The organism is Phyllobacterium sp. 21LDTY02-6, from assembly GCF_023554255.2.
Classification (GTDB): domain Bacteria; phylum Pseudomonadota; class Alphaproteobacteria; order Rhizobiales; family Rhizobiaceae; genus Phyllobacterium.
Map to the genome: position 1 here is coordinate 287862 of NZ_JAMJWD020000002.1, position 20007 is coordinate 307868.

Here is a 20007-nt window from a genome sequence, read left to right on the forward strand (position 1 = left end):
GGTGCTGGCGTCGACCTTTGAATCATCCGGTGCCGAGGTAACGGAATTCCGCATTTTGGAATCGCCGTCGGAGCGATCAGCGGTTAAAAAGAGATTATGTGCAAAGAACGATCCTGCGCCCACTTGCCGGTTGACCGAAACTCTCTCTGGTGAAAAAGCTCGTCCCATGTCCCAGCCAAACGATTCCACTCGCCCACCCCTCGGTCTCGTCCGCCTGCCGCACGGCGCGGGCCTCGACCTTCCCAGCTATGAAACCGCCGGCTCCGCAGGCATGGATCTGCGCGCCGCCGTCCCCGAGGATCGGCCGCTGCTGTTGCTGCCCGGACGGCGGGCACTGGTGCCGAGCGGCCTCATTTTCGAGATTCCGGAAGGATTCGAGGCGCAGGTCCGCCCTCGCTCCGGCCTTGCCCTGAAACACGGCATCACCTGCCTGAACACGCCCGGAACCATAGATTCCGACTATCGCGGCGAGGTGAAGGTCCTGCTGATCAATCATGGCGACGAGGAATTCTACATCGAACGCGGCATGCGCATCGCCCAGATCGTGCTTGCCCCGGTCGTGCAGCTCGAGACCGAAGAACGTCAATATGCCAGCGACACGGCGCGCGGTAGCGGAGGCTTCGGCTCTACGGGGACTTCGTAAATATCATCGTCGGGAGGAACCCACATGGACAAAGGCAAGACGTTCCGGCTCCTGCATGAGGGGCGCGATATTCTCATCATGCCAAATCCGTGGGATCCGGGCACCGCGAAATACCTCGCGTCGCTTGGTTTCAAGGCCCTCGCCACCACGAGCGCGGGCTTTGCCTTCTCGCGCGGATTGCCCGATGGCGGCGTGCCCTTCGATGCCATGATGCAGCACTGCCGCGAGATGGTTGCGGCGACCGACCTGCCGATTTCCGCCGATCTCGAAAAGGGCAAGGGTGACAGCGCCGACAGCGCCGCGGAGACGATCTTCGCCGCGGAGGCAGCCGGGCTTGCCGGATGTTCAATCGAGGACTTTTCCGGCGACGCGGCGAAGCCGATCTATGATTTCGACCACGCGGTGGAGCGGGTTGCGGCGGCAGCCGAGGCGGCACGCGCCCTCAAGGGCGATTTCGTGTTCACGGCGCGCTGCGAGAATTTCCTGCATGGCATCACGGATTTCGACGCTACGGTAAAGCGCCTGCAGGCATTCGAACGAGCCGGAGCGGACGTGCTGTTCGCACCGGGCATTTCCGATCCGGCCCGCCTGCGCGAGCTTTGTGCTGCCGTATCGAAACCCGTCAGCACGATTGCGCCTGCGGGGCTCAGCGTGCCTGAACTCACAGAGATCGGTATAAGCCGCCTCTCGCTCGGCTCGCGCCTGACGACGGCCGCCTTCACCGCGCTGCACACCGCCGCCCGCGAGATGCTGGACAAGGGTACGTTCGAATTCAACCGCTCAGGCGTGGCCTATTCGGAATTGCAGGGCCTCTTCTCCCGGAACGGGGACAGCTAGACATGCCACAGCCGGAACTGGTGATCTTCGATTGCGACGGCGTTCTCGTCGATACCGAAACGATCGGGAACAACCACCTCGTCAAGATGCTCGCCGAGAGGGGCTTCGAGACGACTTTTGCCGAGGTTCGGAAGTCCTATTGCGGCATGCCGATGCGTGCCGTGAAGGAGAAGGTCGAGGCGCAGGGTTTCCAGCTTGGCGATGATTTCGTCCAGCGCTGGTATGATGCCATACCGGTGATGTTCGAGAACGGCGTCGAGCCCATACCCCATATCGAAGAGGTGATCGGCGCCGTGAGGAGCGCAGGGCTGCGCTATTGCGTAGCTTCGTCCGCCAATGTCGAGAAGATGCATGTCACGCTCGGCAAGACCGGGCTGATCCGCTACTTCGAGGACGTGCTCTACAGCGCCTCGATGGTACCGCGCGGCAAGCCCTTTCCGGATCTTTTCCTGCATGCCGCCCGCGAGATGGGTTTCGCCCCGGCGCAGAGCGTGGTGATCGAAGACAGCGTCGCCGGGACACATGCGGGCATCGCCGCCGGCATGAAGGTCTATTCCTATTGCGGTGACGAGCATGCCGATCGCGAAGGACTTGCGGAGGCCGGCGGCATTCTCTTCGACGACATGCGCAAACTGCCGTCCCTGCTGGGCCTCGCATGATGCTGACCAAGCCGCTCAAGGTCGTGGACATGCATACCGGCGGCGAACCGGTGCGCATCATCGTCGACGGCTATCCGGAACTGCCGAAGGGCACCATTCTCGAGAAGCGCGCCTATGCGCAGGCGGAACTCGACCATCTGCGCAAGATCCTGATGTTCGAACCGCGCGGGCATTTCGACATGTATGGCGCCTTGCTGGTCGAGCCAAATCTCCCCGGCGCCGACCTTGCCGTGCTGTTCATGCACAATGAAGGCTATTCCACCATGTGCGGCCATGCGGTGATTGCGCTCGGCCGCTACGCCGTCGACAACGGTCTGGTTCCGAAGGTGGAACCGGTAACGACGGTTAATATCGAATGCCCCTGCGGCATGGTCGTCGCCTCGGTTGCCGTCGCGGATGGGAAGTCGGGCAGCGTCTCGTTCGAGAGCGTGCCGGCCTTCCTGTTTGCGCAAGATATACGCGTCAACGTTGCGGGCCATGGTGAAATTGTCGTCGATGTCGCCTATGGCGGGGCCTTCTACGCGCTGGCCGATTGCCGCCAGTTCGGGTTCGAATTCAGCGAGGGTTCGGCCAAGACCTTTACCGAATGTGCGACCGCCGTGACCGAAGCCGTCAGGGAGGCAGTGCCGCTAGACCATCCCGACCATGCGGACCTCGCCTTCCTCTATGGTACGATCCTCACCGACGGCAACGACGTTTGGAACGAGGGCCCTACGCGCAATGTCTGCATCTTCGCCGATGCGCAACTGGATCGCTCGCCCACAGGCTCCGGCGTTACCGCCCGCCTCGCCGCCATGAATGCCAAGCGACAGATTTATGAGGGCCAGGCACGCATCTTCGAAAGCATCGTCGGTTCACGCTTTGTCGGCATGGTTGCCTCGACGACCAGAGCCGGACCCCATGATGCGATTACCGCCCGAGTCTCCGGTCACGCCTATTACAGCGGAAAAGCGGAATTCATCGTCGAAGAAGACGATCCGCTCGGCGGCGGCTTCCTGGTAGTCTGAACATTAAACCGAACGGTTGACTAACTGGTGATGCCATGTTAATAAACCATATGGTTGAATATAACACACCTCATCTCGATGTCATCTTTCACGCGCTTGCCGATCCGACGCGGCGAGCCATGCTGCACCGGCTCATCCCGGGGGAGCAGAGCGTCAGCGACCTCGCGACGCCCTTCAACATGTCGCTGGCGGGCGCGTCGAAACACATCAAGGTCCTCGAAAGCGCCGGCCTCGTGCGGCGGCGGATCGAGGGGCGGACGCATCTGTGCCGACTCGAAGCGGCCCGGCTTGCCGATGCCGAGCGCTGGCTTGCGACCTACAGGCGCTTCTGGAGCGAACGCCTCGACGACCTCGAAGCTCTATTGCGCGAGGAAGATGCCACGGTACCGAAGGTGCCACAGAACCCCAAGAAATAGGAGCAGAAGATGGACGCTTATGTTGAAAATGACCGGCTTGGTGCCGTGGTCGCCCCGCGCACCGTTCGCATCGAACGGCTGCTCCCGGGACCGGTGGATCGGGTGTGGTCTTATATCGTCAATTCGGAAAAGCGGAAGAAATGGCTGGCCGAGGGACCCATGGCAGATCATGTGGGCGGCGATGTCGTGCTGACCTTCCACAATGGCGAAATATCCGACGAGACGGTGCCGGACAAGTACAAGCAGTATGAGAAACACGTCAACCGGTGCAGGATATTGCGTTATGAACCGCCGCATCTGCTCAGCATGACCTGGCCCCAGGGCGAGGGCGAGCCTTCCGAGGTGACCTTCGAACTTGCCGCCTCGGGCACGGACACATTGCTGACCATCACCCATAGCCGGCTCGCCCACAGGGATGCGATGATCAGTGTATCCGGTGGTTGGCACAGCCATCTGGCAGCCCTCATCGACGTGCTGAACGGCCGGAAGGTCGATGGCTTCTGGAAGAAGCTGGCCGAGGTCGAGGCACAATACAGACAGACTATCGTCGATTGAGCGGGACGCCTTCCAAGGGACGCTCGAACAGTTGGACCGGCTCGCCGAGATAGTTCGTCTCGGCGATCGGTTCGAACCCGCATCGGCGGGCGAGCTTGATGGAAGCGGAATTGTCGGGAGAAATGATGCAGCGCGCACTTCTGGCGGCAAGATTGGCCTTTCCCCATTCCAGCATCTTGGTCAAGGCCTCCACGGCATAGCCTTTGCCGTGGACCTCCGGCGAGACCACCCATCCCATCTCCGGAACCTCGCCGAAGGCGGGCTCCATGACGCGGTTGAAATCGGCGAAGCCGGCATCGCCGATATATCTGCCGGTCGCCTTCTCCTCCATCGCCCAGAAGCCATAGCCGATCGCCTGCCACATGCCGATATATTGCAGCAGCCTGCCCCAGGAGCGTTCGGGCGACGATGGCTCTCCAGAGATGTGACGATAGACGACCGGATGGCTCCAAAGCTCGTGCAGCCGTTCCAGGTCATCCCGCCTGTGGCCACGCAGCACAAGCCTTTCAGTCTCGATAATCGGCGTTTCCTTCATGGCGCAATCCTGGTCTGAAGTTGATATCCAAAGCTGTGAAGTCATCGGCATTGCCGGAAGACGCGCTAGACTTCCACCGTCTGCAGCGCTTCTGCGATCCTTGCCGCCAGACGTTCGGCAACGTCCTTCTTGCTCAGATCCGGCCATTCCTCCACGCCCGTGCGGGTGATGATGCGGACCATGTTCCGGTCGCCTCCCATGATTCCGGTCTCATGGCTGACATCATTGGCAACGATCCAGTCGGCGCCTTTCCTGTCGAGCTTCCTGCGCGCATTCGACAACAGGTCCTGCGTCTCGGCCGCAAAGCCGACAACCAGTCGCGGACGCTGCCTGTGGTGGCCGACACCGGCCAATATGTCCGGATTCTCCACCATTTGCAGGGCGGGTGCGGCCTGGCCTGGCTGTTTCTTGATCTTTTCCCCGGCGGCGTCCGCCGTACGCCAATCCGCGACGGCCGCGACCATGATTGCGGCATCGGCCGGCAGAAAACGCTCCACCGCATCGCGCATCTCGCGCGCGGTTTCCACCTTCGTCACCTCCACGCCCAGCGGGTCGGGAATGGAGACCGGGCCCGAGACCAGATGCACGGTCGCGCCGAGACGCGCCAGCGCGGCGGCAATGGCGTGGCCCTGCTTGCCGGACGAACGGTTCGCAATATAGCGCACGGGATCGATCGGCTCATGCGTCGGCCCCGAGGTCATGACAATGGACATGCCGGCGAGCGGTTTCGAACGATCCTCGATCAGGTTCTCGACGGCGGCGAGAATTTCCAGCGGCTCCGCCATCCGGCCCGTGCCGCGCTCGCCGCTTTCGGCCATTTCACCGCGGTTCGGCCCAACGAAGAACACGCCGTCCTGTTCCAGCCTGGCCCGATTGCGCCGTGTCGCGGGGTGATCCCACATGCGCGGATTCATTGCGGGTGCAACAAGCACGCGCTTGTCCGTCGCCAGCAGGACGGCGCTTGCGAGATCGTCAGCCAGTCCATTGGCCATCTTGGCCATCAGATCGGCCGTTGCAGGCGCGACGACGATGAGGTCTGCCTCGCGCGACAGCCGGATATGGCCGACATCATGTTCGTCCTCGCGGGAGAAAAGCTCGCTGAACACCTTGTCTGCCGCGAGCGCGCCAACCGCCAGCGGCGTGACGAATTCCTGTGCCGCCTTCGTCAGGACCGGCCGGACGCGTGCGCCTTTCTCGCGCAGGCGGCGAATGAGGTCGAGACATTTATAGGCCGCGATGCCGCCGCCGATGATAAGAAGAACATGCTTGCCGGCAAGACTGCCCGCCGCCGGCGAAACGGCATGTGCCGGAACGGGATCGCTTTCCAGCCCGCCGAGAACCAGCCGTGCCTCTTCCTCCATGGATCGGCCATTTGCAGCGGCGCGCCGGCGCAGCCGCTCCTTGCTCGCGGGGTCCAGATTTCGGATAGTGATGCTGGCCATTGATTGCACTTTCCTGCTCGTGATTGCGATTATGCAATCAATGCAATCAATCTAAGGGATAATTGCCTAGAATAAAAGCGAATAGGTGATCAGGATGCTGCAAACCGCAATCACCCATAGCGCGACACGGCCCGACCGCGTATGGCGAGCCTCGGCGCGGCCGATGGCTTCGGCAGTCGGCGCGTCGAAACGCAGGCCATGTTGCGCCATCTGGTCCAGTTCCTTGGACAGGCGATCCGCCCGAGCCACCAGTTCCGGCAGCTGCCGTGCCAGGTGCATCACCGCGCCGACGCCCTCGCGCGCATCGACATATATGCCTTGCGGGCCGAGATTGCGCCGGATCCAGTCGCCAACCACCGGTTCGGCGGCCTTCCACATGTTGAAATGCGGGTTCAGCGTGCGCGAAACGCCTTCGACCACGACCATCGTCTTTTGCAGCATGACGAGTTCCGGCCGTGTCTGCATGTCGAAGAGTTCGGTAACCTCGAAGAGCAGCGTCAGAAGCTTGGCCATGGAGATCGTTTCGGCCGGCTGGCCGTGAATGGGCTCGCCTATGGCGCGGATGGCCTGGGCAAAACTCGCCACATCATGATGGTGCGGCACATAGCCGGCCTCGAAATGCACTTCAGCGACACGCACATAGTCGCGGGTGATGAAGCCGTAGAGAATTTCCGCCAGGAAACGGCGTTCCTTTTTGCCAAGACGACCGGTAATGCCGAAATCGACGGCCACGATATTGCCGGTCGCATCGACGAACAGATTGCCGGGATGCATGTCCGCATGGAAGAAGCCGTCCCGCAATGTGTGCCTGAGGAAGGACTGGATGAGCGTCTCCGCCAGCTTGAACAGATCATGGCCCGCGGCGACCAGGCCATCGATATCCGACATCTTGACGCCGTCGATCCATTCGAGCGTGAGCACGTCGCGCCCGGTACGCTCCCAATCGACGGTCGGAATGCGAAAGCCGGGATCATTGGCGGTGTTCTCCGCAATCTCGGACAGCGCCGCGGCCTCGAGCCGCAAATCCATCTCGATGCGGGTCGTCTGCGCCAGCGTCCGGGTGACTTCCACGGGGCGCAGGCGCCGCGTAGACGGCATGTAGCGTTCCTGCCAGCGCGCCACCAGGAAGAAGCTTTCGAGGTCGTTGGTGAAGCGCTGGCGCACGCCCGGCCGTACCACCTTCACCGCCACCTTGCGCTGCCCCTCCGGCGTATCGATGAAAGCCGGATGAACCTGCGCGATCGAAGCGGCCGCTATCGGATCTCCGATGGAAGCATAGAGATCGCCGGCGGGCCGCCCGAGCGAGGATTCGATGGCCCGCACGGATGCGGCCATGGGAAAGAAATCGAGCTGGTCCTGCAGCAGCGCCAGATCATCCGCGACCTCGGTACCGACGACATCCGGACGCGTGGCCAGGAACTGGCCGAGCTTGACATAGGACGGGCCGAGCTTGTTGATCGCGCGCGACAGACGTTCCGACCTGCGGGCAGTGCGGGCCCGGCGCCTTGCCAGGAGCCCGGCGACGCGGTGGCCGAATGCCGGCAGGCCGGTCAGGCCTTCGGCGGGCAAGGCCGCGATCACGCCTTCCCGGGTCAATATCCAGCCAGCTCGCACGAGCCGGAACATTGCGGCGAAACTACTCATTCAACGATCACAATTTCCAGCCGGAATGCAGCGCGGCAATGCCGCCGGTGAAATTACGCCATGTAACCCGCTCGAATCCGGCCTGGCGGATCATCTCGGCGAAATCCGCCTGGCGCGGAAACTTCCGGATGGATTCCACGAGATATTGATAGCTGTCGGCGTCGCCGGTCACGGCCTTGCCGATCTTCGGGATCGCATTGAACGACCAGGCATCGTAGATCTTGTCGAGGACAGGCAGTTCGACCTCGGAGAATTCCAGGCAGAGGAAGCGCCCGCCCGGCTTGAGCACGCGATAGGCTTCCGCCAGTGCGCGATCGATATGCGGCACATTGCGGATGCCGAAAGCGATCGTATAGGCATCGAAAATGCCGTCTTCGAACGGGAGTTCTTCGGCATTCGCCTCCACAAAGCGCGTATTGTCGGCCAATCCCTGCTTCTCGGCGCGGTCGCGGCCGACCTCGAGCATCGAACCATTGATGTCGAGGATCGTGGCATGGGCGTTTCGCTGCGATGCCTCGATGATCCTGAAGGCGATATCGCCGGTACCGCCGGCGACGTCCAGCACCTTCCATTGCGCTGTCCGCGAAGGAGACAGCCAGGCGATCATGGAATCCTTCCAGACGCGGTGCAGCCCCCCCGACATGAGATCGTTCATCAAATCGTAGCGCTTGGCCACGCGGTGGAATACGTCATTGACGCGCGACTGCTTTTCGCCGTCCTGCACGTTCTGAAAGCCGAACGAGGTCTCCATGCCGCCATGGGCGCCGGTGCGTTGCTGGTTCATCTTCCACCTGCTGAAATGCTATCGCGGCGAACCATAGAGGATTGATCAACAGAAGGCTATTGCCTCCTGCGCGACAAAACTGTGCGTCCCGCCGACGCATGCTTTGCGCCGGGAGCAAGCAATCGCTAAGGTCGGACTGATTTCAGAGTGAGGGATTTTCAATGGGCGTGACAATCGTTTCCCACCCGCTTGTGCAGCACAAGCTCACCATCATGCGCGACAAGGACACGTCGACCGCAGGCTTTCGCCGCCTGCTCAAGGAAATCTCGCTCCTGCTCTGCTACGAAGTCACCCGCGATCTCCAATTGACCAATATCCGCATCCAGACGCCGCTGGTCGAGATGGATTCGCCGGTCATCGAAGGCAAGAAGCTCGTCTTTGCCTCCATCCTGCGCGCCGGCAACGGCTTGCTTGAGGGCATGCTCGATCTGGTGCCGGCAGCCCGCGTCGCCCATATCGGCCTCTACCGCGACCATGAAACGCTTCAGCCGGTGGAATATTACTTCAAGGCGCCCGAGGATATCGTCAATCGCCTCATCATCGTCGTTGATCCGATGCTGGCGACCGCCAATTCGGCCATCGCCGCCATCCAGAAACTGAAGGATCGCGGCGCAAGCAACATACGCTTCCTCTGTCTGCTGGCAGCGCCGGAAGGCATCGAGCGCTTCACGACGGCCCATCCGGACGTGCCGGTGTTCACGGCGGCCATCGACAGCCATCTCAACGAGAAGGGCTATATCGTCCCCGGGCTCGGCGATGCGGGCGACAGGATGTACGGCACGAAATAGCGCGACGCCGCGTTACGTCGCCGCTGATATCCGGCGCAATATCGGGCTGGTCGATCGCGGCTTGCGCTCGGCAAAGCCATAGGCGGCAAGAACTTTCGCAACGGCCAGCCTGGCGTCATCCTCGCTGCGCGCATGGATGAGGGCGATCGGCTCGTCTTTTTCCATCCGCGCTCCGATCGGCTGGAGGGCGGTGATGCCCACCGCATGATCCACCGGGTCCTGCGGGCGGGTCCGCCCACCGCCAAGTTGGACGACGGCCATGCCGAGAGCACGCGTATCGATGGCGGCGACATAGCCCCCGGCAGGCGCTTTCACCTCCTGGAGGACTGGCGCCTGTGGCAAATGATGATCCATCCGCTCGATGAAATCAGCCGGGCCGCCGAGCGCCGCGACCATGCGGCCGAATATTTCCGCGGCCTTGCCGCTGTTCAATGCCTCCTGCGCCATAGCGGAGGCGTTTCGCTGCGTCGATGCAAGCCCTGCCGAGAGCAGCATTTCGGCAACCAGCGCAATCGTCACCGTCTCCAGTCGCGCATCGCGTCGCTCGCCGGTCAGGAACCGCACCGCATTGCGCACCTCGACGGCGTTGCCGGCGGCAAGCGCCAGTGGCTCGTTCATATCCGTGAGCAGGGCAGTGGTCGGCAGCCCGGCGCCCTCGGCGACGGCGACGATGCTTTCGGCGAGCGTCACGGCATCGCGTTTTCGGGCCATGAAGGCGCCGCTTCCGGCCTTGACGTCCATGACCAGCGCGCCAAGGCCGGCCGACAGCTTCTTCGAGAGTATGGAGGCGGTGATCAGCGGAATGGATTCGACGGTCGCGGTTACATCGCGGATGGCGTAGAAACGCTTGTCGGCCGGAGCGAGATTGGCGGTCTGGCCGATGATCGCACAGCCGACATCGCGCACGACGTTGCGAAACAGCGCATTGTCGGGCTGGCTGCGATATCCGGGAATGGAATCCATCTTGTCGAGCGTACCGCCGGTGTGCCCCAGCCCCCTGCCCGAAATCATCGGCACATAGGCGCCGCAGGCAGCGGCAATGGGTGCGAGCATCAGCGAAACATTGTCGCCGACGCCGCCGGTCGAATGCTTGTCCACCGCCGGCCCGGGCAGATGCGACCAGTCCAGCACATCGCCGGAGCGCAACATGGCGAGCGTCAGCGCCACCGTTTCCTCGCGCCGCATGCCCTGGAAGAACACCGCCATGGCAAAGGCGGCAACCTGGCCTTCCGTGACGCGGCCGGAGCCCAGCCCCTCGACGAACGCGGCTATCGCGCTCGCCTCCAGCATATGGCCGTCGCGTTTGCGCCGTATGATCTCCTGGGGCAGGACCATCCGCGGCTAACCCATGTCCCGGACGAATGCAGCGATTATCTTCTGCAGTCTGGCTCCGCCAATGGGCGCCATGTCCTTCGTCTCCTCGTGCGAGAGCTCATCGCCTGTCATGCCGGCGCCAAAATTCGTTATCACCGAACAGGCGGCAACCCGCAGGCCGTGAAAGCGGGCAAGGATCACCTCCGGCACGGTCGACATGCCGACGGCATCGGCGCCGAGAATGCGGGCCATGCGGATTTCGGCCGGCGTTTCGAAGGACGGCCCCGAAAACCACATATAGACGCCCTGCTCCAGCCTTTCGCCGACATCGCCGGCCGCCAGCAGCAACGCATCCCTCAATTTGCGGTCATAGGCGGTGGTCATGCCGACGAACCGCTGGTCGGTCGCCTCGCCGATCAGCGGGTTGCGGCCGGAATAATTGATGTGGTCATCGACCAGCATGACGCTTCCCGGCATCAGATCGTGCCGCACCGAGCCTGCCGCATTGGTGAGCAGCAGCATTTCAATACCGAGATCGGCGAGGCTGGCAATCACCGGCCGCATGACTGCAGCATCGCCATTTTCATAGTAGTGCGAGCGTCCGGCGAGCATGAGCACCGGCTTGCCGGAAAGATAACCGGCGACCACCTCGCCCGCATGACCCGAAACGCCGCTATGCGGAAAATCCGGCAGTTCCGCATAGGGAATGCGGACGGCATCATCCACTGCATCGACCAGCGAGCCCAGCCCTGAACCAAGCACCAGTGCTATCCGGGGCGCCAGTCCATTCAATTTCTGTATGAGATGTCCGGTTGCCGCCGAAATCATGCGGCGCCTTTCCCGAGCACGTCGGCTTCGAACCCATAGGGAAAGATATCGCGCAAACGCAAGGTTTCGACGATGCCGTCATTGTCGCAAAGGTGCAGCAGTGTTTCGGGTCCGGCAAACTCGGCCAGACGCTGGCGGCAGCCTCCGCATGGCGTGCACTTGGCCTTCTTTTCGGCGACGACCGCAATCTCGGTGATTTCGCCGCCACCGCCCATGACGAAGTGCGAAAGCGCCGTCGTTTCGGCGCACCAGCCTTCCGGATAGGAAATCACTTCGATGTTGCAGCCGGAATAGACGCGGCCATCGCGCGTGCGCAAGGCGGCGCCAACCGGAAATTGCGAATAGGGAGAATGGGTCTTCTGCATGGCCGCATAGGCCGCGTCGAACAGATCCTTGCTCATGATCACCTTTCCTTCACATAGGCGACGCCGCCCGCTTTCGGCGGGATCGCCTTGCCGATAAAGCCCGCCAGGAGAATGATGGTGAGCACATAGGGCAAGGCCTGCATCAATTGCACCGGCACCTCGCCGATCAAGGGCAGGGGTTGCCCCTGGAGCCTGATGCCGAGCGCATCCAGAAAGCCGAAGAGCAGGCAGGCATACATGGCCTGCACCGGCCGCCATTTGGCGAAGATCAATGCCGCGAGTGCGATATAGCCCTTGCCGGCCGTCATGTCCTTGACAAAGCCTGCGCCCTGCGCCGCAGCCAGATAGGCGCCGGCGACACCGCAGAGGAGCCCGCAGCAGATCACCGCACGATAGCGCAGCCAGGAGACGGAGATGCCGGCCGTGTCTACAGCGGCGGGATTCTCGCCGACGGCGCGCAGCCGCAGGCCGAACCGTGTGCGGAACAACACCCACCATGTGAACGGCACGAGCAGAAATGCCAGGTAGACGAGGATGGAATGCCCGGAAATGAGCTCGAAATAGATCGGCCCGAGTATCGGGACGTCGCGCACCGCCTCCGCCCCGGGCAGATTGATCGGCGTGAAACGGGCGCTGTTGGGGAGCGAAGGCGTACGTCCACCCTGGTGGAACCAGGCCTGCCCCAGGATGACCGTCGTGCCTGCCGCGATGAAATTGATCGCCACGCCCGAAACGATCTGATTGCCGCGATGGGTGATCGACGCGAATCCGTGGACGAGGCTGAGGGCAATGGAAACAACGACCGCCGCCGCCAGAGCGAGAGGCGCGGAGCCGAACCATGTGGCGACGGCACCCGCGGCGAAGGCGCCTGCGAGCATCTTTCCCTCAAGACCGATGTCGAATACGCCGGCTCTCTCCGAATAAAGCCCCGCCAGGCAGGCGAGCAGCAGCGGCGCCGACAGGCGGATGGTCATGTCGAAAAGCTGTATGAACGTGATGAAAAGTTCCATCACTGCCTCCCCGGTGCGGCAGCATTGGGCTGTATGGGCGTCGCCTTCGGTCCAAAAGCATGGAATATCCGCTGCAGCGTTGGCCGGAACATGTGTTCGAGCGCCCCGGCGAACAGAATGACCAGCCCCTGGATGATGACGATCATGTCGCGCGAGATATTGGGCATGTCGAAGGCTATCTCGGCGCCGCCCTGATAGAGCATCCCGAACAGGATGGCCGCAAGCACGATGCCGAACGGATGGGAGCGCCCCATGAGCGCAACCGCAATGCCGACGAACCCTGCGCCGGCGACGAAATCAAGCTGAAGGCGATGCTGGGCGCCCATGACCGGGTTGAGTGCCATCATGCCGGCCAAGGCGCCAGAGATGAGCATGGCAATGATGATGATGCGCATTTCACCGATGCCGGCATAGCGCGCCGCCTTGGGACTGAAACCCATCGTGCGGATCTCGTAGCCGAGCTTTGTGCGCCAGATCAGCACCCAGACGAGAAACGCCGCCAGCAGCGCCAGCAGGAAGCTGATGTTGAGCGGCGCCGACCGCATGTCGAGCCCTATGCCGTTGAGAAGCCAGCCAAGCCCGGGCAATTGCCCGCCTTCGCCGAAGACCCTGGTCTCGGGGGCCTGCACATTGGCCGGCCGCAGGAAATTGACCACGATCGACACCATGATGCTGGCGGCGATGAAATTGAACATGATGGTGGTGATGACGACGTGCGAGCCGCGTTTCGCCTGCAGCCATGCCGGGATCAGCGCCCACAGGGCGCCGGCGATGGCGGAGGCGGCAATGGCCAGCGGAAAGGCAAGCCACCACGGCAGCACGTCGCCGAGGCTGAGGCCGACAAGCGCCGCGCCGAGCCCGCCAATATAGGCCTGGCCCTCACCGCCGATGTTGAACAGGCCGCAGTGAAAGGCGATGGCGACGCAAAGGCCGGTGAAGATGAAATTGGTGGCGTAATAGAGCGTATAGCCGACGCCATCGCCGGAACCGAATGCGCCCTTGACCATCAGTATGGCCGCGTCGATCGGGCTTTCGCCGACGAGAAGGACCACAAGCCCGGCAACGAGAAAGGCTACGACGAGATTGATGAGCGGAAGAAGGCCGTAATCGGCCCAGGCGGGCAGTTTGGCGAATGGCTGGCTCATGGCAGCGCCTCGATGGCGGCATCGGCTGTGGTGATACGGGCGTACTCGCCGTCGAGAACGGCAAGAAACAGCGCGTGCACTTCCTCGGCGCTCCAGGCCTTGCCGCTCCGGTCCGTGCGATCGGTACTGGCGACGGCGTCCTCCGGTATGAGCACCTCGAAACCAAGCCCGGCCGCCATCCTCACGGTCGCATCGACCGAGTTTTCGAGGAGGACGCCTGTCACGACGAGGCTGCGCACCTGCAATTCGTCCAGCACATCCATGAGATCGGTGCCGATGAAGGCGCTGTTCGTGCGCTTGTCCACCACGGGTTCACCGAGAATGGGCTCGACTTCGCTCTTGAAGTCATTGCCTTCGCTGCCCGGTCGATAGGGCGAGGACGGGTCGGTTGAATCATGCCTGATATGGATGACCGGCAAGCGCCGCGCGCGCCAAGCCGCCAGCAGACGGCCGATATTGGCTTCCGTCTCGGGCTGGCCCCGGCGGCCCCATTTCGGATCATCGATCGCCTTTTGAACATCAATCACGATCAACGCCTGCGTCGTCATTCCGCCGCCTCCAACTGTTCAACACCTGCCATCAGGCAGCCCAATTCGGCCTCATCCGCCTCCGCATCGCGCTCGCCGACGATCCGTCCGGCGAACATGACGAGGATCCTGTCCGACAGCGAACGTATTTCATCGAGTTCGACGGATACCAGCAGGACGGCCTTGCCGGCATCGCGCATTTCGATGATCCGCTTATGGATGAACTCTATCGCCCCCACATCGACGCCGCGCGTCGGTTGGCCGATGATGAGTACATCCGGATTGCGCTCCATCTCGCGCGCGAGAACGATCTTCTGCTGGTTGCCGCCGGAGAAATTGGCGGTCTTCATTTCCGGGTCGGAAGGGCGGATATCGTATTTTTCGATCTTCTTGCGCGCATCCGCCTGGATCGCATCGATGTCGAGGAAGGGTCCGTTCAGATAAAGCGGATCGTCATGATAGCCAAGGATGGAATTTTCATATTCCTCGAACGCCAGCACCAGGCCCATATGGTGCCGGTCCTCCGGCACATGCGCCAGGCCACGATCGCGCAGCTCGGCAGGATCGGCCGCGCCGGTGACATCGATCGACTGGCCGTTCAGCAGCACCCTCCCCGAGACTGCCGTGCGGATGCCGGCAATCGTTTCGATGAGCTGCGACTGGCCATTGCCTGCCACGCCGGCAATGCCGACGATTTCGCCCGCACGCACCTGGAACGACGCATTATCGACCATGACGACGCCGCGACTGTCGCGCACCGTCAGGTTTTCCACCGACAGCCTGACATCGCCGGGCTTCGCCTCGCCCTTGTTGACCCGGAGCAGGACGCGGCGGCCGACCATGAGTTCCGCAAGCTCTTCCGCCGAAGTCTCCGCGGTCTTGCGCGTCGCCACGATGGCGCCCTGCCGCATCACCGAGACATTGTCGGTCACCGCCATGATCTCCCGCAGTTTATGGGTGATCAGGATGATGGTCTTGCCCTGGTCGCGCAGCTGCACGAGGATACGAAACAGATGATCGGCCTCGGCCGGGGTCAAGACGCCCGTCGGCTCATCGAGCACGAGTATATCCGCCTGCCGGTACAACGCCTTGAGTATCTCGACACGCTGCTGCAATCCCACCGGCAGTTCCTCGATCAGCGCATCGGGATCGACGTCGAGCTCATACTCCTCCTCGAGCCGCCTGAGTTCGGCGCGGGTCCTGGCGATGCCCTTCGTCAGCAAGGGCGCGCCCTCGACGCCGAGCATGACGTTTTCGAGCACCGTAAAATTGTCCACGAGCATGAAGTGCTGGTGCACCATGCCGATGCCGAGCGCTATGGCAGCATTGGAATCGGTGATCTTCGCTGGCACTCCGTTGATGCGGATCTCCCCGGCATCGGCCTGGTAAAACCCATAGAGGATCGACATGAGTGTCGATTTTCCGGCGCCGTTTTCACCGATAATGCCGTGGATCGTGCCTTTTTCCACGCGCAGATGAATGTCTTTATTGGCGTGAACAGCCCCGAAGCGCTTATCGACTCCAATGAGTTCAATAGCAGAAACGCTCATTTCCCCATCCGCTGTAGATCAGCCTTTTTCTTATCCAAGATGCGATGACCCTAGCACGTGATATTTTTCTTTCCACCCAAGAAACAAAAGATTGGACGCAGGCCCGGCCGAGGCATCTTCGCGCCTCATTCGCCGATTGCCGCTAGCACCTCTTGATGCTATCGCGCAACTCGTGTCAACTCGTGCGAAAGGCGGAATTCCAACCGCTGCACAGGGAGGTAGGGAATTGGCGGATGATCGCGAACGGCTGACGCAGCTGGAAGTCCTGGTGACCGAGCAAGAGCGCACGATCGAGGAAATGTCCGGGCAGATCGCCGATCAGTGGAAGCTGCTGGAAGGCATGCAGCGCAAGCTCGACGCCCTCACCGACCGTTTTCTCGCCCTCGAGGAACAGGCGGCGCCCGATATTCCCATCACCCGGCCACCCCACTACTGAAGGTTCGAGCGCCATGGGCCTAGTGAAAGTCGATCGTCTGGCAAATCACCCTGAACTCGTTCCGCTCTGCGCGCGCTGGAATTACGAGGCATGGGGCCGGGATGCGGGCCGTAGCATGGAAGAGACCATCGACAGTTTCATGGCCATGCTCGACTCCTCGAGCCGCGAGCAGGCCTTCGTCGCACTCGTCGCCGGCGCGCCGGCCGGCCTGTGCCTGCTCATCGAAAGCGACCTCGAGACGCATCGCCATCTGCGTCCCTGGCTCGCCAGTCTTTTCGTGGCGCCGGAAATGCGCCTGATGGGAGCCGGCACAGCGCTGGCAAGAGCCGTGGAAGACAGCGCCCGCCGACAGGGCGAAGATGTGCTTTATCTTTATTCGAGCCAGCCCGAATATTACGAAAGACTGGGCTGGGAGCGCTTGGAGGAACTCGGCGCCGAGGAAGCAGGCGCGTGCGTCATGCGCCGCTGCCTGTAAAAGCGCGCCGCCTGCAAGAACACGCGGCGCGCCAGACCTTATTTGTAAGGGCAGGAATTATCGGTGAAATAGCTGTGCACCTGGACCTTGCCGGAGACGATATCCGCCTTGGCCGCTTCGACAGCCTTCTTGATCTCATCGGTCAGAAGCGGCGCATTGTTTTCATCGGCGGCATAGTCGACGCCGGCCTCTTTCACCCCGAGATAGCTCGCACCGGCGGTAAACTTGCCGTCAGCGGCATCCTTGAAGGCATTATAGGTGGCAACATCGACCCGCTTGAGCATCGAAGTGAGAACCTTGCCCGGATGGAGACCATTCTGGTTCGAATCGACACCGATGCCGAGCTTGCCCGCGTCGGCCGCCGCCTGCAGCACACCAATTCCGGTGCCGCCAGCCGCCGCAAAAATCACGTCCGAACCCTGGTCCATCTGTGATTTGGCGATTTCGCCGCCCTTTGCCGGATCGTTCCAGGCCGCAGGCGTGTCGCCGGTCATGTTCTGGATGACCTTAGCATCAGGATTCGTCGCCTTGACGCCGCCGACATAGCCGCAGGCAAAATTGCGGATGAGCGGAACGTCCATGCCGCCGATAAAGCTTACGGTGCCGGATTTCGACGCCTTCGACGCCATGACGCCGACGAGGTAGGAACCTTCATTGTCCTTGAAGACGACGGACCGTACATTCGGCTTGTCGACTTCGGCGTCGATGATGACGAACTTGGTCTCGGGGAATTCCCCGGCCACCTTCTCGATCGCCGCAGCGGCCGAGAAACCGGCGATGACGATGGGCGAATTTCCGTCCGAGGCGAACTTGCGCAACGCCTGTTCGCGCTGGGCTTCGTTCTGGATCTCGAACTCGCGATATTTCACACCGGTATCGGCGGTATATTTTTCCGCGCCGTTGAATGCCGCCTCGTTGAAGGACTTATCGAATTTGCCGCCGAGATCGTAGATGACGGCGGGTTTGTCATCCGCGGCGAAAGCCGGGAAAGACAGGGCCGTAGCGGCCAGGAGACCAAGGACAATAGGCTTCATTGGAGAGCAACCCCTCTGCATTTTGTTGAGTGCGCGTGCTTTTCGCATCGCATTTCAGCCGAGGCACACCATTGCTCTCGCGCCAGAATGCAATCTGGCACGACCAGGTGTAGAATTCACGCGGAATTTTGCTAATCGGTCAAAAAACGGTCGGGGCGGCGAGCCGCCCGTCATATCGCGCGCGACACGCCCTGCGGGATGGGGCAGGAAACGCCCGTGCCGCGCAGTCCGCAATAGCCGTTGGGGTTCTTCGCCAGATATTGCTGATGATAGTCCTCGGCATAGAAAAACTCCGGAGCTTCCAGGACCTCGGTCGTGATCCGGCCACGGCCGCTTGCCGAAAGCGCCTGCTGGTAGGCATTACGGCTTTCGAGCGCCGCCGCATGCTGCTCCGGGCTGAACGTATAGATGCCGGAGCGATAGGTGGTGCCGATATCATTGCCCTGCCGCATGCCCTGCGTCGGATCATGTTCTTCCCAGAACAGCGTCAGAAGTTCGTCATAGGAGACGATTTCGGGATCGAATACCACAAGGACGACCTCATTGTGCCCGGTCAGGCCGGTGCAGGTCTCCTGATAGGTCGGATTGGGGGTGATGCCGCCGGCATAGCCCGCCGCCGTCACATATACGCCCGGAACCTGCCAGAACAGGCGCTCCACGCCCCAGAAGCAGCCCATTCCAAACATGGCGACTTCGAGATTTTCAGGCCATGGCCCCTTCAGCGGCCGGCCGTTGACGAAATGATGCTGCGCCGTGGCGATCGGCGTATCCTTGCCGGGCAAGGCCTGTTCGGCCGTCGGTATTGCTGTTTTCTTGTCGAACATGCTGAGTAGTGACATGACGGCCTCCGTTGGGTTGATGGAACCGGACCTAGCGGGCAAACCGTCCGACGCTATCGGTGCGACGATACCCTGCCATGTAGAAAAGCAGGGCAAGGAACGCAAAAACGACCACCGTCGGCACTTGCAGCAATGCCAGCATTACCGGGTCCCAGATCATGGCACTTAAATGGGTCTTGACCGCAGTTTCCACAAGGGCCAGCGACGGCGCCGATATGGAAAGCCAGCTCTCCTGCAGCGGCGTCACCACCAGATGCGAGGCACCGACGGAGCGGGCCGCATCGAGGACAGCGGCGATGATCGCCAGGCTCAGGCTGATATAGGCAAGGAATCTTAGAAACAGTCGCAACACTTGATGCTCTCCGATCGATGACCGCCGCGCGGCAACGCCTTCTATCCTATCGCTTCATCCATGGCGAATGAACCGGTTTTTGGCGGTTTACCCAACCTCGCCATCCGCCGGAACACAGCTTCCATCGAGCTTACAAAAATATTTGAAATAAGAGTTGAACAGTTGAGTGTTCTGGCTATAGTGCGCGCCGCACGGGCTGCCGCCGACTAACCATTGCGGCATATTTTTACGTGCTTATATCAAGAGCATTCGTGGTTGACGGTGCTCCTTTGGCGGAGATATCCGAAAGTCGACCCGCCTGGCAAATATATGCCGAGCGAAGTGTGGAGAGGTGGCCGAGTGGTTGAAGGCGCACGCCTGGAAAGTGTGTTTACGTCAAAAGCGTAACGCGGGTTCGAATCCCGCTCTCTCCGCCAGTTAAGTTTTCCCCTGACAGATTTATATCAAGCCATGGGCAGGAAGCTGTCTCCCGCTCGGCAAGCCTTGGTCGCCGCGTGCGCCATGATTTTGCCGGACAGCGCATGCTCGCAGAGGCGATCCGCTCCCAGGCAGGGGGCCGCCCCACTCTATCGGCAAGGCAGAAATTTTCTGTATCGGGCGCCGTACGGGCGCCGTCGATGGCGGCATCAACGACGCCCGGATTGGTAAATTGCTTGCTTCTGATCGTCCTCACCAAGCCTATTTTCAACGAACTACCCATGATTGGTCCAGGTCATGACGCTCGATCTATTTAGACTAAAGTATATTATCCCACAATGTAACGATGTGGACACAATGCAATGCAACTTATGATATATTATGTAATAATATAATTTTTTGTTT

23 protein-coding genes and 1 tRNA gene are annotated in these 20007 nt (G+C 61.5%); 10 read left to right on the plus strand and 14 right to left on the minus strand.

The window, feature by feature from the left end:
• Positions 1-166 precede the first annotated feature (166 nt).
• From dut to M8997_RS07810, 6 genes are read left to right on the plus strand one after another with little or no spacing between them, the layout of a single operon-like run.
• Positions 167-643, plus strand: coding sequence for a dUTP diphosphatase (gene dut, locus M8997_RS07785; RefSeq protein ID WP_250019437.1), 477 nt, complete (start codon positions 167-169; stop codon positions 641-643).
• Between the two features lie 24 nt (positions 644-667).
• A complete protein-coding gene (locus M8997_RS07790) occupies positions 668-1480 on the plus strand; it encodes an isocitrate lyase/phosphoenolpyruvate mutase family protein (RefSeq protein ID WP_250019438.1) in 813 nt (270 codons plus the stop codon).
• Positions 1481-1482: 2 nt separating this feature from the next.
• Entirely contained in the window at positions 1483-2139 is a 657-nt protein-coding gene (locus tag M8997_RS07795; RefSeq protein ID WP_250019439.1) for an HAD family phosphatase, read from the plus strand.
• Entirely contained in the window at positions 2136-3146 is a 1011-nt protein-coding gene (locus M8997_RS07800; protein ID WP_250019440.1) for a proline racemase family protein, read from the plus strand. Before M8997_RS07795 ends, M8997_RS07800 begins: the two co-directional genes overlap by 4 nt.
• A 50-nt stretch (positions 3147-3196) precedes the next feature.
• Positions 3197-3562: a helix-turn-helix transcriptional regulator gene (locus tag M8997_RS07805; protein ID WP_250019441.1), complete on the plus strand. Its 366-nt coding sequence runs from the start codon at positions 3197-3199 to the stop codon at positions 3560-3562.
• Positions 3563-3571: 9 nt separating this feature from the next.
• Positions 3572-4117, plus strand: a complete 546-nt coding sequence (locus tag M8997_RS07810) for an SRPBCC family protein (protein ID WP_250019442.1) — start codon at positions 3572-3574, stop codon at positions 4115-4117.
• Here M8997_RS07810 and M8997_RS07815 read toward each other — a convergent pair.
• From M8997_RS07815 to ubiE, 4 genes are all read right to left on the minus strand, one after another.
• Positions 4104-4652, minus strand: coding sequence for a GNAT family N-acetyltransferase (locus tag M8997_RS07815; RefSeq protein ID WP_250019443.1), 549 nt, complete (start codon positions 4650-4652; stop codon positions 4104-4106). The two genes, M8997_RS07810 and M8997_RS07815, sit on opposite strands and share 14 nt — an antisense overlap.
• 65 nt (positions 4653-4717) lie before the next feature.
• Positions 4718-6094, minus strand: a complete 1377-nt coding sequence (gene coaBC / locus M8997_RS07820; RefSeq protein ID WP_250019444.1) for a bifunctional phosphopantothenoylcysteine decarboxylase/phosphopantothenate--cysteine ligase CoaBC — start codon at positions 6092-6094, stop codon at positions 4718-4720.
• A 66-nt stretch (positions 6095-6160) separates the two neighbouring features.
• Positions 6161-7738, minus strand: a complete 1578-nt coding sequence (ubiB, locus tag M8997_RS07825; RefSeq protein WP_250019445.1) for a 2-polyprenylphenol 6-hydroxylase — start codon at positions 7736-7738, stop codon at positions 6161-6163.
• A gap of 7 nt (positions 7739-7745) precedes the next feature.
• A complete protein-coding gene (gene ubiE / locus M8997_RS07830; protein WP_250019446.1) occupies positions 7746-8522 on the minus strand; it encodes a bifunctional demethylmenaquinone methyltransferase/2-methoxy-6-polyprenyl-1,4-benzoquinol methylase UbiE in 777 nt (258 codons plus the stop codon).
• Positions 8523-8683: 161 nt separating this feature from the next.
• On the opposite strand from ubiE, the gene upp reads away from it, so the two are divergent.
• Positions 8684-9310, plus strand: coding sequence for a uracil phosphoribosyltransferase (gene upp, locus M8997_RS07835; RefSeq protein ID WP_250019447.1), 627 nt, complete (start codon positions 8684-8686; stop codon positions 9308-9310).
• A gap of 12 nt (positions 9311-9322) precedes the next feature.
• Here the strand turns inward: upp and deoA are convergent, their stop codons facing one another.
• From deoA to M8997_RS07870, 7 genes are read right to left on the minus strand one after another with little or no spacing between them, the layout of a single operon-like run.
• The gene (deoA, locus tag M8997_RS07840; protein ID WP_250019448.1) at positions 9323-10645 is read right to left on the minus strand and encodes a thymidine phosphorylase; all 1323 of its coding nucleotides are present in this window, start codon (positions 10643-10645) and stop codon (positions 9323-9325) included.
• A gap of 6 nt (positions 10646-10651) precedes the next feature.
• Positions 10652-11452 carry a purine-nucleoside phosphorylase gene (locus M8997_RS07845; protein WP_250019449.1) on the minus strand — a complete coding sequence of 267 codons (801 nt, stop codon included), beginning with the start codon at positions 11450-11452 and terminating at the stop codon, positions 10652-10654.
• Positions 11449-11853, minus strand: a complete 405-nt coding sequence (locus M8997_RS07850; RefSeq protein ID WP_250019450.1) for a cytidine deaminase — start codon at positions 11851-11853, stop codon at positions 11449-11451. Before M8997_RS07850 ends, M8997_RS07845 begins: the two co-directional genes overlap by 4 nt.
• A gap of 2 nt (positions 11854-11855) precedes the next feature.
• Positions 11856-12827, minus strand: coding sequence for an ABC transporter permease (locus M8997_RS07855; RefSeq protein ID WP_250019451.1), 972 nt, complete (start codon positions 12825-12827; stop codon positions 11856-11858).
• Positions 12827-13972 (minus strand): ABC transporter permease, encoded by a 1146-nt coding sequence (locus M8997_RS07860; protein WP_250019452.1) that lies wholly within the window; start codon positions 13970-13972, stop codon positions 12827-12829. The genes M8997_RS07855 and M8997_RS07860 overlap by 1 nt, the downstream gene beginning before the upstream one ends.
• Positions 13969-14520 (minus strand): cysteine hydrolase family protein, encoded by a 552-nt coding sequence (locus M8997_RS07865; RefSeq protein WP_250019453.1) that lies wholly within the window; start codon positions 14518-14520, stop codon positions 13969-13971. The genes M8997_RS07860 and M8997_RS07865 overlap by 4 nt, the downstream gene beginning before the upstream one ends.
• Positions 14517-16049: an ABC transporter ATP-binding protein gene (locus M8997_RS07870; protein ID WP_250019454.1), complete on the minus strand. Its 1533-nt coding sequence runs from the start codon at positions 16047-16049 to the stop codon at positions 14517-14519. Before M8997_RS07870 ends, M8997_RS07865 begins: the two co-directional genes overlap by 4 nt.
• Before the next feature lie 226 nt (positions 16050-16275).
• Between M8997_RS07870 and M8997_RS07875 the strand changes: the two genes are divergently transcribed.
• Together M8997_RS07875 and M8997_RS07880 are read left to right on the plus strand one after the other, a co-directional pair.
• Entirely contained in the window at positions 16276-16485 is a 210-nt protein-coding gene (locus M8997_RS07875; RefSeq protein ID WP_250019455.1) for a SlyX family protein, read from the plus strand.
• Positions 16486-16498: 13 nt separating this feature from the next.
• Positions 16499-16960: a GNAT family N-acetyltransferase gene (locus M8997_RS07880; RefSeq protein WP_250019456.1), complete on the plus strand. Its 462-nt coding sequence runs from the start codon at positions 16499-16501 to the stop codon at positions 16958-16960.
• A 38-nt stretch (positions 16961-16998) separates the two neighbouring features.
• Here M8997_RS07880 and M8997_RS07885 read toward each other — a convergent pair whose 3' ends face one another.
• The 3 genes from M8997_RS07885 to M8997_RS07895 form a co-directional block, all read right to left on the minus strand.
• Positions 16999-17994 carry a BMP family protein gene (locus M8997_RS07885; RefSeq protein WP_250019457.1) on the minus strand — a complete coding sequence of 332 codons (996 nt, stop codon included), beginning with the start codon at positions 17992-17994 and terminating at the stop codon, positions 16999-17001.
• Positions 17995-18164: 170 nt separating this feature from the next.
• A complete protein-coding gene (msrA, locus tag M8997_RS07890) occupies positions 18165-18833 on the minus strand; it encodes a peptide-methionine (S)-S-oxide reductase MsrA (RefSeq protein ID WP_250019458.1) in 669 nt (222 codons plus the stop codon).
• A 31-nt stretch (positions 18834-18864) separates the two neighbouring features.
• Positions 18865-19185, minus strand: coding sequence for a hypothetical protein (locus tag M8997_RS07895; protein ID WP_250019459.1), 321 nt, complete (start codon positions 19183-19185; stop codon positions 18865-18867).
• 325 nt (positions 19186-19510) lie between these two features.
• Here M8997_RS07895 and M8997_RS07900 point away from each other — a divergent pair.
• A tRNA-Ser gene (locus M8997_RS07900) sits at positions 19511-19601 on the plus strand.
• Positions 19602-20007 lie beyond the last annotated feature (406 nt).